Genomic DNA, 12,725 nt, shown 5'->3' on the forward strand with positions numbered 1-12,725 from the left:
AATCAATGTGCGCATAATGCCGCTTCTCGGTCTCATACTCAATATGCGCAATCGCAATCGTCAAAATCTTCGTCTCATCACGCCGACCCTGAGACTCCGAAGCCTTCGCCACCTCATCGTACGAAATAAACTTCGCTAAACCCTTCTTCTCCAAAGCCTTGGTAATCGCCGCCGTTAACGCCGTCTTACCATGATCAACATGCCCAATCGTCCCAATGTTGACATGCGGCTTTGTCCGATCAAACTTCTCTTTCGCCATATAAATCCTCCTTGACCATCCTTTTTCAGTTAAGTTAAATAAATAAATTAAGTAAACATCTATTATATATAAAATTAAATGTTTGTCAATAGTCAATTTCGACTATTGAAGGTATCGTTATACCTGGTTGTAGGTTGTAAGAGGCAGCCGAATAATAATTCCGTCACCAGCGAAATTACAGTTTATTATATTCGAAAGCAAAAGGATGTCAAGTGAATAGTCACCGATATTCTATTCGGTCTTCACCAGAGTCTTCGACGTCTCAGTTTTATGAAGAGATACAGACCGATGATTATGATGATAACCGGCCAGTCACGATAAAACGAGAATATCGTGATGCCGTGATTGGATGCCCATATCCAGGCACCGATGAAAATCAAGAACAGGGCAAACCACATACTGCAACCCATAGAACCTCCTTATGTTCCTTTTCTTCCTTTTTCTTGTTTGATCACTATATCACCGCGGTCGTTCTTTATCCTGATCCTCGCACCTTTATTATTGATTATTCCTTTGAGAGTGGTCGCTGTTCTTTTTTCCTTTAACAGATTGAATTCGCAGTCAATCCCACCGTGTTTCGCTTCAAGCTCGATCTCCGCTTCGACCGCGTCAGCGAGTCTCAGGGTGATGTCACTCTTTTTTGTTTTTATATCGATATTCTCGAGATGCCTGTATTCGATGTCGACATCTCCCGCCACCAGTTCTCCTGTAAAACTGCCTGACAGATTAGAGCCATGGATATCAGCGGCGACAGAGGTGAGTTTGATTTCACCGCTGATGTCGCGGATGGTGATGTCTCCGGAGACACCTTTTATCGACAGGTCAATCGTATGGGGAACGGCGATTTCTATGTCGCCGGTTATTGCTTTGACTTCGAGTGTATCTTCATCCTCTTTGATCTTTACAAAACCGTCTTTTTGAATTGTAATGTTGTTTTCCTCGCCGCCATGGATCTGCAGATCGCCGCTGATACCTTTGAATTTTATTCTTCTTTTTCTGGAAAAAGCGAGTGTTCGGTCTGCTGTTCCATGTTCAAAAGACCCGTTTATCTTTGAAGTGATTATATCGGGGATCCATTCGAATACACTGAATATTTTATGGCGGCGTCTGCTGGTGTGCGGATGGGAAAAGGTCAATGCCTCAAGAAGGCGTGCTGCTTCGTCTGCATTGATCTTGCCCTGTTCGAGAAGTTTTAAGATCCTCAAGCGTTCATTCAATGTAGACCTCCACACATTCATCCTTCTCTTCGTCGTCAACCTCCACTAAGGTGAATCTGCCGCCCTCGCTGATTTCTTCGACTATCTTATCAATCATTTCAGGAGTGAATTCATCCCAGGAGATCTCCCTGCCGTGGATATTCACTTTACTGCCCTCGGGTATCACTCCTTTGAATGCAGCGCCGATCTTTGAAGCGAGCTTCAGAACACTCAGTGGAATATCGACCTTTACTTTTGTCTTTTCTTTTCCTTTATCAAAGACCCGCACCCGTAAAAAACGGCCTTTTCCTTTTGAGGTTTTCAGGGCACTCAATAGTCGGTCCGCTTCCTCAGGAGTGACTTTTCCCTCAGCGACCATCTTCAAAATTTTTTTCTGTTCTTCAGACATAGAGCCTCCTTTACTTTTTCCCTATGATATACTTCACCAGTTCAAATAGTCCGATTATAATCAGCAGTACAGGCCAATCCCGCTGCCAGGCGATATGCAGGATTCTTAGATTGCTGAGCCAGATTAATAGGCCCACGATAATCAGAAAAAGACCGCCGAAAATTCGGGAAAGATAGTATTTCATCTCTTCCTCCTCTGTTTCAGAATCGCCACAGCTTCATCCACGGAGATCTCACCCTGTGCCAGTGCTTCAATAGGGTCCTTTTTCGTACTGGTTGGAGAAAGCCCGAGGTCTTTGAGCAGATTTTCAATCTTTGTCTTTATGGTCGGATACGAGATGCCGAGGATCTTTTCGATTTCAGTGATTTTACCCTGGCTGCGCAGGAATATAATCAGGAATTCATACTGGTCTTCTGACAACCGGCAGAATTTGCACGGTGAAAAGTCTTTCTTGACCCTGAGATCACATTTCGGACATTTTAATTCACTGATGATCATGTCTTCGTGACAAGACGGACACTTCAAAATTTTTAATTTCATAATATATTATAATAAAAATTTTTAATTTGTCAAGGGGTAAAAATGAATTTTTTTTAAATTTACGGATAGATTCGATCGAGCATTCTGGGAAATGGGATGGTTTCTCTGACATGTTTTATTCCGCAGATCCAGGCAATGGTCCTTTCTAAACCGAGGCCGAATCCACCATGGGGGCAGGTGCCGTATTTTCTCAGATCAAGGTACCATTGAAAGGCCTTTTCAGGAAGATTATGTTCTTTTATGCTCTTTAACAGGGTGTCATAATCGTCTTCACGCTGGCCTCCGCCCACCAGTTCTCCAGAACCTTCAGGCCCGATCATATCAACTCCCAGTACCAGGGATGGATCGTCGGGATCGCGTTTCATATAGAATGCCTTGATCGCTGCGGGAAAGCGATGGACAAAGACCGGTTTGTCGAAATTTTCCGAAATGAACGCCTCATGGGGTGCACCGAAATCTTCACCGTATTTGAACTCTTTATCTTTTTTCTGAATTATTGAAACCGCCTCTTTGTAAGAGATCCTGGGAAATGGTTTCTTTATCTGAGCCAATATAGATATATCCCTTTCCAGTATTTTTAATTCCGCCTCTCTGTTTTTGAGCACTGATTCCACCATATAGACAATCATATCCTCGATCAGTTCCATGATGCCGTCGAGGTCGATATAAGCAATCTCCGGTTCGAGCATCCAGAATTCAGTAAGATGTTTGCGGGTCTTTGATTTTTCGGCGCGGAATGTGGGACCGAAACAGTAAACCCTGCCGAGGGCCGCCGCGGTTGCTTCATTATAAAGCTGGCCGCTCTGGCTCAGGTATGCTTTCTGTTCATAATAATCAACCTCAAAGAGGGTTGTTGTGCCTTCACATGCAGCGGGTGTAAGGATGGGGCAGTCGGCGCAGATGAATCCACGTTCGTCCAGGAATCTTCTTAACGAGCTTATTATTTCGTGCCTTATCCGCATGATGGCGTTCTGTTTTTTCGAGCGCAGCCAGAGATGGCGGATCGGCAAAAGGAACTCAATCGAATGTTCTTTCGGTGTTATCGGATAGTCAGAGGTTTTTTGAATGATCCGGAGGTCCTGAGCAATGATTTCATAGCCGCCTGGAGCTCTTTTCTCTTTTTTGACGATGCCCTTCAGAATTACAGATGATTCCTGTGTGATTCTGTCCGCGGCTTCAAACACCTCTTCCTTGGTTTCGCCTTTGGCGATGACCGATTGGATGATCCCCGTGCCGTCGCGCACCAGAATGAAACGAACTTTTCCGCTTGAACGTTTGTTATATAGCCATCCCTTGATGACCACTTCTTTCCCTTCATACCGTCCGATATCTTCGATATAGACATGCATAGTTTACTATATTCTTTTTTTAAATGAAGTCAAGCCTCGAAGATGATATTAGGTATCTCTGTTTTTACGGCCCCTCTTGATATAATATTCTTATGTAGTTCTAATGGCTGAGATATATGGATGTGGTTTTTAAGTTAAAAGAGGCGAAGACGCCGATGCCGCCTTCTATTCCGCTTTGCAGAAGACTGTCCTGGAGCGGTTCAAAGCGGCTGTATTCAAAATAATTCTCGTCGCACGCCATTAATTGCAGGGTGTAATAACCCTCCGGAAGATTTTGAATCTGGATGGGCATAGGAATACGGATTACGGTATCGGATGTGTCGGGGGTGTGCCAGAATGGAATGTTGTAGTTATCATTGATGAAATAGCCGTAGTAATAAGGTGCTCCAGTGCTTTTTGTGATGGTGATCGTGTCGGATATTTTAAAAGTATCACCGGGTTCAGGAAAGATGATCTGGAAATTCCCCGGGATCCTTGTCGTACCGAAGACCGTATCATAATCAGGATGAATTACCGTGAGGGTATAGGTTGATTCCGGATAAATGAATTTGTCATAACTTTTATAAAGGCTGTCGATAAGGACTAAAGTATCCTGCGGTCCACCGCCGTCCAGTAAGACAAGGGCGTCATCGACATAGCGGGAGCTCGGTTCATCCATAAGATAACTGCGGTCGACGAACACCTCGGAGTAGAATCTCCCTCCCTGTAGAAAAGAGTAGATATTCAGCTGGGGTTGATACAGCTGAGATTCCTCTTCTGAACAGGCGGCGTTCAATAATATGATCGACAACAGATATAGAAGTATTTTGATGTTCTTCATCTTAAAACCTCATATTCATGCCGATACTGGGTATTGGTATAGGCAGCAGAATATAGGCCGTTTTACGGGGCGGGTCTTTATCATAATCCCAGGTGTAAAAGAGGACGTTTTCCCGGTCGTAGAGGTTAATCACATCAATGAACCAGGAGCCGTTTTTACCGAACAGCTTAAAGTCTTTTTCAAAATGCAGATCAAGACGATGGCTTACAGGCAGACGCCGGGCGTCCCGTGGTCCCCGGATAATCAGCCACTCGACCGATTCTTCCTGCTCGAGGTAATCATAAGAACGGTAACGATATCTCGCGAGGTCTTCGGCATAGGGCAGGCCGCTTCCCAGATACCAGCGGAGGTCGAGCGCGCCGCCGCTTATGACGGGAAGTTTTCCCGGAACAGTGAATCCGATAACAATATTCAAATTGTGGCGGCGGTCATAGCGCGGGGCGTAATAGCGGTCGCCGAGTTTTCGGCGGGTGTAGCCGAATGAATAACTGAACCAGCCGAATACGGATTTATAAGTCTTCTTGAAGAAGAGATCCACCCCGAAGGCATAACCTCTGCTGACCGCCAAACTTTCCGCAGGCCTGCTGAAGAGCATTTCACTGCTCGGCGGGATGAGTAGGTTGTAGTATCGTTTGTAGTATGGTTCAATCGTAAAGTGGGTGTTTTCGTCGAGCCAGTTTTCATAACCCACGATTATGTGATATGCATTGGGCAGGGCATGAAGTGTGTCGACGAGGCGCCAGAAGTCGAAGATTGAAAAATATGATTCCTGACTGTTGATCGTGATTAAAAATTGGCTGTATTTGCCCCAAGCCAGGTTCAGGGCCTGGCTCGGAGAGAGGTGGTATTTTATACCGAGGCGCGGATCAAGGCTCAGCTTTTTTCTTGATGTGGTATAGACCGCCCTCAAACCGTTCTGTAAAGACAAAAGATGTGGAATGATCGACCACTTGTCCTGCAGGTACAGGCTGTAGAGATATGTCTTTTCCTTTTTTTCGAGGATATGGTGTTCAGTCCGCTCCAGATTATATTCGATACTGAGGTGTTTGATGTCGATACCCCAGTCCATATTGTGGGATTGATTGATAAAATAGTTGAAATCACTCTTTATCGTATGGTCGATTATCTCTTCGTAAAAATGGAGATTGTTTGTGGTATCGCTGTAATCTTCATACCGGAAATGGGTGAAAAAATTACTCCACGATCCCTGTAATTCTCCATAGAGATTATGGTTGAAGATGCGACGCCAGCGCAGTGAAGTTCCGCGGTTTCCCCAGTTGAGTTCGATCTTCTCGTTTGCGCTGTCTTCGTCGAAATTCTCGAATGAGACGACATCAGAACCACCCAGACCGGCGAGCGTGAATCGGTCATTCATCGTCGGGTTGAAGTTCACTTTTGCGATACCATCGTAAAAATAATAAGGTAGAGAAATCGTGTCGCCGGTTATCTTCGAATATGCCCAGACCAGACCGTCGAAGTATGTTCGACGGCCGCTTACAAGAAAAGAGCCTTTTGGAATAGGCCCTTCGACCAGCGCTTTGGAAGTAATCAGTCCGAGACTGAACTTTCCGCTGTATTTTTTTGTATTTCCTTCTTTCGTCGTTATATTCAGGACCGATGATAAACGATTGCCGAAACGCGCCGGATAACCGCCGGCATAGAGTTCAGCATCCCCCACGGCGTCGGGGTTAAAGGTGGAAAAGAGTCCGAAGAGGTGGGTCGACGGATTATAGACCGTGATGCCGTCGAGTAAAACAAGATTTTCATCCGGGCTCCCTCCCCGTACATAAAGTTTATTGGAGAGATCGTGCATCGCCACAATACCGGGCATCAACTGCAGAATTTTTATCAAATCTTTTTCAAACAGTCCCGGTACTGATTTTATTTCACGCGTTGTGAATGTGATATGGCTTACTTCGACCTCCTGCTCAAAACGACTTCGCTGGGCGGAAACACTTACTTCAGGCATTTCGAGTATCAGGGGTGTGAGTTCGATGTTTATTCTTTGATGCTCTCCTTTTTCAAGGTGTACTGGAATTCTTTTGTCCTGATACCCGATATATGAACATATTAAGGTATATTCTCCTGAGGGGACATCATGGATTACAAAATATCCTTTTTCATTGGATGCCGAACCGAGTTCCGTGTCTTCAAGATAAAGATTGGCATAAGCCAGTTTTTCACCGTTTGTAGCATCCGTGACAAAACCACTTAAGGAACCGGTGCCGTATCCCGACAACAGGAAAAGAAGGAACAACATGTCAGATTATATTATGAATCTTCATTGAGTCAATATCCAATTCCGACAATTGACAAAGACAAATAACCAAGTATAATAAAGAAATATGAAGAAAGGGCTTGTGATAATTCCGACCTATAATGAAGCTGTGAATATCAAAAAAATCATCGGAGAAATTTTATCAAGTTCACCGCAACTCGAAATTCTTGTGATTGACGATAATTCACCGGACGGCACTGGTGATATCGTCGAGAAGATAAGCCGTACAGATAAGAAAGTCCATCTTATAAGGAGAGAAAAGAAGATGGGACTCGGCACTGCTTATGTGCTTGGTTTTGATTATACCTTGAAGAACGGTTATGATTTCGCTTTTGAGATGGATGCTGATTTTTCCCACAATCCCGAGGAACTGCCGAGATTCATCGAACTGCTGGATGATTACGAGTTGATCGTAGGCTCGCGGTACATCCAGGGGGTGAGTGTGGTCAACTGGCCTATGAAACGGTTGTTGCTTTCTTATTTCGCCTGTCTGTTCGCCCGCGTGGTCACAGGAGTTCCGATTAAAGATTTGACGAGCGGCTTCAAGTGTTACTCCAGGAAGGCGCTTGAAGCGGTCAATTGGAAAGATTTCAAGGTGGATGGTTATGGTTTTCAGATCCAGAGCGTTTTTTCAGTCTATAGAGCCGGTTTGAAGATAAAGGAGATTCCGATAATATTTGTTGAGAGGCGTGAAGGCGAGTCCAAGATGTCGAAGCGGATTATCTGGGAGGCTTTCTGGTTGGTCTGGAAATTACGTTTGATGTCTTTATTCAGGAAAAGATGTTAAATATCATCATCGTCAATTATAACTCAGGAAATCATTTAAGAGATTGTCTTGAAGCGATTCATCGGAATATCAATGGAAAAGAGGATTATGATATAACCGTGTATGACAACGGTTCTACAGATCACAGCTTGGAAACAGCAAAAGATGCGTTTGCGGATGTAAAATATATCGGCAATCACACAAATTTCGGTTTTGCCAGGGCGGCGAATCAGGCGATCAGTGCTACAAGAGGCAGATATATTCTGCTCTTAAATCCGGATGTCTTGCTCTTTCCCGGTACAATAGAACGGATGATTGAATTTATGGATAAAAATCAGAAGTGCGGTATCCTCGGAGCTGAAATATTGAGCCCTGCAGGATTCCGCCAGCCGACCTGCCGCCGTTTCCCCGATTATTTTAATATCCTCTTCGGGCGACGTTCTCTGATAAGGCGGATATTTCCGAGAAATCCTTTTTCAAACAGTTATCTTTATCTTGATATGGATTATAATAAGGCTGAGATGGTCGATTTCGTCGAAGGGTCGGTGATGATGCTCAGGCGGAGTGCACTTGATGAGGTCGGGCTTTTTGATGAAGATTTCTTTCTCTATGTTGAAGACGCCGACCTGTGCTATCGTATGCAGCAAAAAGGCTGGCAGGTATGGTGGCTGCCCAGAACTTATGCGATACATTATCGAGGTGAAAATTTCCGTCGGGATAACATCCATCCCGCAATCCACCATTCAAAGGGTTTTTACAGATTTTTCAAGAAACACTACGCCCCGTCCGGATTGATGCATTTATTGCTCAGGATACTACTGGGATTGAGGCTTGCTTATGTAGTATCCACTGAATCGGTTAAAAAGATATTAAATGATATTAATTTTTCTCCTCCTAAGTAATATTTCATTCCATTCAGAATATTACACAAACACGAATTTCTATTACGAAATTACGGGTAAAGACTCGATTATTTACGGAGCGAGCAATGGAGGTGCTGTCGTTTACAATCGTCTCAGCGGTTCTTTCAGGGTTTTAACCAATTCAGACGGGTTGCAGACCAATCGTCAGCGTTGCACAGCGCTCGACAGCTCAGGGTATATCTGGTTCGGTAATGAATTCGGTCTGGCACTGGTCAGCGGTGGTTTTGATAGTGTTCTGATTTATCCACCGGAATGCCTCGCCTGCACCAGAATCCAGGGGATCATCTGTTTGAAAGACAGTGTGTATGTAGCTTCATCAGGAGGATTGCTCTTCATCGCCACCAATAGTACGCCCGCTGATTTTTCAGACGATTCAAGATTGCGCATCTTTACGACGGATGGGCTGCCGTCGAACAATGTTTTATCGCTTGCGGTCCATAACAATCGTATCTGGGTCGGAACAGACAACGGTATTGCTTGTTTCACCAAAGATTTCAACCCTGATTCAACCTTTACATATAATACATCGCATGGTCTGCTCGACACCCGTATTAATAAGATTGCAGTCATCGATACGACAATCTATGTCGGAACCGATGCAGGACTTAATCGCTTCAATGGAAGTTATTTCGATACCCTTCTGCTCGGTTACGGAGTGTGTGATATCACCTATCGAGGTGATTCTCTTGCATTGGCGCTTGATTCACTCTCCCAATTCGGATTTCTGTTTCAGGGAAATCTGGTGATTGAAAAAGAGGGTATTCCTTATAGGTGCGATGTTTTTTCTCTGCTCAATATCAATGATACACTCTTCTGCGGACTCGGCAACCGCTACACAGTAGATTATTACGGACGAGGCATCGGCCGTTTTGACGCCGACGGTGAATTATGGGAGTTGATCGAAAGGGAATGTTTACCTTCCAACCATATTTCCGAGATTACTGCAAACGAATATGGTGTTTTCGTCGCCTGCGGCGCCCGTGCCGGTTATTCACGGGGCATCGGATGGTTGGATAATGAAGGTGATTGGTCGCGTTTCGGATGTGATACGGTTTTGTCATTCAAACATATCCATCGTTGTGTCACCGCACCCGACGGAAAGGTCTGGTTCGGTGTAAATCCTTTCAGTTCTTCAGGGGCTGATACACTGATGGCGTTCGCCTTTGAACCGCTGACACAGACATGGACTTTTCTGGGGGCAAGATACCACGGTATGGACAGTTCTGTGGCGGTATGGGATCTGGAGTTTGATTCCCACAACAATATGTATATATCACTCGCCGGTCCCTCGGATAAGTTGTGGGTGATTGATTCCGCGTTGAATGAAGTTTGTTTTCTGGGAGAAAAGTCCACCGGTTTTAAGGTGGAGCTCGCTCTGGATTCTATTGGAAGGGTATGGAGCACCATGATCGGCGCCGAAGGCGGTCTTATGATGATCGATACGGATAATACCCTCTTTGACCGCAGTGACGATTCTTCCATAAAGTTCGGAGAATCCGACGGGATGCTTTCAAAATATGCAGTCGGTTGTATTGTTGATCGAAATAACAATCTATATGTTGCGAATGAAGTGGGGCTCCTGATGTATGATGGTTCAACTTTTTCCGGTTTTACAGATATTTCCAACGAGGAACTTTTTGATGTTGAACTCGATTCAGAAGGCAGGGTATGGTTGCTCGCTATGGACGGTATCTATTTTTACGACCCCCGTCTCAAGATTACAGACGGTTACACCTTCAAGGAACTTGGTGTCCATATTGAATTTATGGATTTCTCCAATGAGATCGTCCAGGTGCAGGGTTTTGAATTCGATCCCATTAGAAATTGCTTCTGGATCGGCGGGGAAACCGGTCTGCTGAAACTCGAGGTTCAGTTCGATACACTCCCGGCATTGGATAGTATCTTGCTTTACCCGAATCCGGTGGTTAATCATAGTGTGGTTAAAATAAAGAACATTCCAGCGGACGCCCGGGTAAGTATCTATTCAATCAGCGGCAGATTGCTCGTTAGAGGTCTTGAACCCGATCCCGTATTCGGAGAAGTGGTATGGGACATCCCGGATGATCTAAGCAGTGGTCTTTATTTCGTTTTGGTGAACACACCACGCGGGAACAGGGTTTGTAAGTTCGCCGTAGTGAAATGAACTTTCCGCCTTTTGCGCAAGATGCATGAATTCAGTGTGACAAAATCACTCGTCGACCTCTGTATTCAGGAAGCAGAGAAGAACAATTTCAAGAAGGTCTATAAAATAAATTTGAAGATCGGAAAGTTCACGGGATTTTCACCTGACTCGATTCTTTTTTATTTTGACTATTTGAAACCGAATACCAGGTGCAGTGACGCCGAAATCATCTTTACCGAGGTTCCCATTCGGATTAAATGCCGGGCATGTGGCAAAGAGAATGTCATCGATGAACCGATTCTTGTCTGCCCTGATTGCGGCAGGGCGGAGATCGAAATATTGTCGGGCAGGGAATTCTATATAGAATCGATAGAAGGTGAATAGAATGGTTTGTGTCAGTGATCACCAAAAGAAAGGAGTTTGAGGTGAAAGAAGTGAAAGTCCTTAAACCTGTACTCGTGTCGAATAAACAGCGGGCGCAGGAGAATAGAAAGAAATTTGATGAGATGAATGCCCTGGTGATAAACATAATTTCTTCACCCGGTGCGGGTAAGACGACGTTTATTCACCGTTTGATTGAAGACTTAAAAGATTCGTATAAAACCTTGGTGATCGAAGGTGACATCAAGGGGCAGGTGGACAGCCAGCGGCTCGCCGATGAAGGGGTCGATGTGATTCAGATCAATACCGAGACAGAGTGTCACCTTGATGCATTCATGACAGCCCAGGTACTGCCGCAGATAAAAGGGAGATATGATTTGGTGCTTATCGAAAATGTAGGAAATCTCGTATGCCCCGCCGAGTTTGAGATCGGTGAGGATTTCAAACTCGCGATCCTTTCCACCCCTGAAGGCGATGATAAACCTTTCAAATATCCATTACTCTTTCATCTCGCCCGGGCCGTCGTGATTAATAAAATCGACCTTCTTCCTTATGTGGATTTTGATCTTGATAATGCAAAACGCCATATCAAAAACAATAATCCAAAAGCTGAAATTTTTGAGGTTTCGGCAAAGACCGGTCAGGGCTTTGAAGAGTTCTGTCGATTCCTGAAAAAATTATTGGATGCCCGAAAGAAAAAGAATAAAGATTAAAGGCATTGTCCAGGGAGTCGGTTTCAGGCCGTTCGTCTTTCGCCTGGCAAAAGAACTCGCCCTCAGTGGTTTTGTCCGTAACACAACCGCCGGAGTCGATATTGAAATTCAGGGATCAAGAAAACGGATTAATCTGTTTTTACGACGGTTGGAAAGAGAAAAACCGCGGCCCGCGATAATAGAATCGATAAAGGTTGTTGAATCAACACTCCGCAGCGGCGGAGATTTTGTGATCAAGGAGAGCAAGAAGACCGCAGGGTTCACTCAGATCTCGCCGGATATTGCAACCTGTGAAGATTGTCTCAGGGAGATGAACTCTCCCCGGGACAGGAGGTATGGATTTCCGTTCATAAACTGCACGAATTGCGGTCCCCGTTATTCGATCATCTATACGACCCCTTATGACCGTAAGAGAACGACGATGCGGAAGTTTAAGATGTGTCCGGATTGTACAGCGGAATTCAATGATGTGTATGACCGGAGATTCCACGCCCAGCCCGACTGCTGTCCGATCTGCGGTCCCCGTTATTCACTCTATTCGATTAAAGGAAAGCTTATTGATGATAATGCCGATACTTTGATCAAAAAGACCGCTCGTCTTTTAAGAGAGGGACGGATAGTCGCGATCAAGGGGCTTGGTGGTTTCCATATCGCCTGTGATGCGACGAATCAGCGGGCAGTACGCAGATTACGGAGATTGAAGAATCGTCCGACAAAACCGTTCGCCCTGATGGTGCGGAAATCCTGTTTAAGCGGCATAGTCGAACTCGGTGCGGCAGAGAGAGAATTGATTAATTCGCCGGTTGCGCCGATTATGTTATTGAAGAAAAGAGGTAAACATGTCTGCGAGGATGTGGCGCCGAATAACCCTTATTTTGGTGTAATGGTTCCTTATACGCCGCTTCACCATCTGCTGCTTGATGAAATTCCTTATCTGGTGATGACGAGTGCGAATATTCAGGATGAACC

13 protein-coding genes are annotated in these 12,725 nt (G+C 44.9%); 6 read left to right on the plus strand and 7 right to left on the minus strand.

What is annotated here, in order from left to right; genetic code table 11:
• The 7 genes from tuf to ENI34_07015 form a co-directional block, all read right to left on the minus strand.
• On the minus strand, window positions 1–259 hold a 259-nt coding region (gene tuf, locus ENI34_06985), incomplete at its 3' end, for an elongation factor Tu (protein HEC78872.1).
• Between the two features lie 419 nt (window positions 260–678).
• The gene (locus ENI34_06990; GenBank protein ID HEC78873.1) at window positions 679–1,497 is read right to left on the minus strand and encodes a hypothetical protein; all 819 of its coding nucleotides are present in this window, start codon (window positions 1,495–1,497) and stop codon (window positions 679–681) included.
• Window positions 1,469–1,864, minus strand: a complete 396-nt coding sequence (locus ENI34_06995) for a hypothetical protein (protein ID HEC78874.1) — start codon at window positions 1,862–1,864, stop codon at window positions 1,469–1,471. The genes ENI34_06990 and ENI34_06995 overlap by 29 nt, the downstream gene beginning before the upstream one ends.
• 180 nt (window positions 1,865–2,044) lie before the next feature.
• Window positions 2,045–2,404 carry a DUF2089 domain-containing protein gene (locus ENI34_07000; GenBank protein HEC78875.1) on the minus strand — a complete coding sequence of 120 codons (360 nt, stop codon included), beginning with the start codon at window positions 2,402–2,404 and terminating at the stop codon, window positions 2,045–2,047.
• A 59-nt stretch (window positions 2,405–2,463) separates the two neighbouring features.
• Window positions 2,464–3,753 carry an asparagine--tRNA ligase gene (locus ENI34_07005; protein ID HEC78876.1) on the minus strand — a complete coding sequence of 430 codons (1,290 nt, stop codon included), beginning with the start codon at window positions 3,751–3,753 and terminating at the stop codon, window positions 2,464–2,466.
• Between the two features lie 100 nt (window positions 3,754–3,853).
• Window positions 3,854–4,573 carry a DUF4249 family protein gene (locus tag ENI34_07010; GenBank protein HEC78877.1) on the minus strand — a complete coding sequence of 240 codons (720 nt, stop codon included), beginning with the start codon at window positions 4,571–4,573 and terminating at the stop codon, window positions 3,854–3,856.
• A gap of 1 nt (window position 4,574) precedes the next feature.
• A complete protein-coding gene (locus ENI34_07015) occupies window positions 4,575–6,833 on the minus strand; it encodes a TonB-dependent receptor (GenBank protein HEC78878.1) in 2,259 nt (752 codons plus the stop codon).
• An 85-nt stretch (window positions 6,834–6,918) separates the two neighbouring features.
• Here ENI34_07015 and ENI34_07020 point away from each other — a divergent pair, with 85 nt between their 5' ends.
• The 6 genes from ENI34_07020 to ENI34_07045 all read left to right on the plus strand — a co-directional run.
• On the plus strand, window positions 6,919–7,638 hold the full coding sequence (locus tag ENI34_07020) for a polyprenol monophosphomannose synthase (protein ID HEC78879.1): 720 nt from the start codon (window positions 6,919–6,921) through the stop codon (window positions 7,636–7,638).
• Window positions 7,632–8,519, plus strand: a complete 888-nt coding sequence (locus tag ENI34_07025) for a glycosyltransferase family 2 protein (protein ID HEC78880.1) — start codon at window positions 7,632–7,634, stop codon at window positions 8,517–8,519. The genes ENI34_07020 and ENI34_07025 overlap by 7 nt, the downstream gene beginning before the upstream one ends.
• A complete protein-coding gene (locus tag ENI34_07030) occupies window positions 8,491–10,683 on the plus strand; it encodes a T9SS type A sorting domain-containing protein (protein HEC78881.1) in 2,193 nt (730 codons plus the stop codon). Before ENI34_07025 ends, ENI34_07030 begins: the two co-directional genes overlap by 29 nt.
• Before the next feature lie 21 nt (window positions 10,684–10,704).
• Window positions 10,705–11,046: a hydrogenase maturation nickel metallochaperone HypA gene (gene hypA, locus ENI34_07035; protein ID HEC78882.1), complete on the plus strand. Its 342-nt coding sequence runs from the start codon at window positions 10,705–10,707 to the stop codon at window positions 11,044–11,046.
• 41 nt (window positions 11,047–11,087) lie between these two features.
• Window positions 11,088–11,756: a hydrogenase accessory protein HypB gene (gene hypB / locus ENI34_07040; GenBank protein HEC78883.1), complete on the plus strand. Its 669-nt coding sequence runs from the start codon at window positions 11,088–11,090 to the stop codon at window positions 11,754–11,756.
• Window positions 11,728–12,725: carbamoyltransferase HypF (locus tag ENI34_07045; GenBank protein ID HEC78884.1), on the plus strand; the 998-nt coding region annotated here is incomplete at its 3' end. The genes hypB and ENI34_07045, both read left to right, overlap by 29 nt.

It is taken from the genome of candidate division WOR-3 bacterium (assembly GCA_011052815.1).
In the GTDB taxonomy this organism is placed as follows: Bacteria; Hydrothermota; Tepidihabitantia; order SM23-42; family SM23-42; genus DRIG01.

Coding starts and splice junctions, on each gene's coding strand:
- ENI34_06995 (HEC78874.1), bottom strand. CDS start 1,864: ATGTCTGAAGAACAGAAAAAAATTTTGAAGATGGTCGCTGAGGGAAAA.
- ENI34_07000 (HEC78875.1), bottom strand. CDS start 2,404: ATGAAATTAAAAATTTTGAAGTGTCCGTCTTGTCACGAAGACATGATC.
- ENI34_07005 (HEC78876.1), bottom strand. CDS start 3,753: ATGCATGTCTATATCGAAGATATCGGACGGTATGAAGGGAAAGAAGTG.
- ENI34_07015 (HEC78878.1), bottom strand. CDS start 6,833: ATGTTGTTCCTTCTTTTCCTGTTGTCGGGATACGGCACCGGTTCCTTA.
- ENI34_07020 (HEC78879.1), top strand. CDS start 6,919: ATGAAGAAAGGGCTTGTGATAATTCCGACCTATAATGAAGCTGTGAAT.
- ENI34_07030 (HEC78881.1), top strand. CDS start 8,491: ATGATATTAATTTTTCTCCTCCTAAGTAATATTTCATTCCATTCAGAA.
- ENI34_06990 (HEC78873.1), bottom strand. CDS start 1,497: ATGAATGTGTGGAGGTCTACATTGAATGAACGCTTGAGGATCTTAAAA.
- ENI34_07010 (HEC78877.1), bottom strand. CDS start 4,573: ATGAAGAACATCAAAATACTTCTATATCTGTTGTCGATCATATTATTG.
- hypA (HEC78882.1), top strand. CDS start 10,705: ATGCATGAATTCAGTGTGACAAAATCACTCGTCGACCTCTGTATTCAG.
- ENI34_07025 (HEC78880.1), top strand. CDS start 7,632: ATGTTAAATATCATCATCGTCAATTATAACTCAGGAAATCATTTAAGA.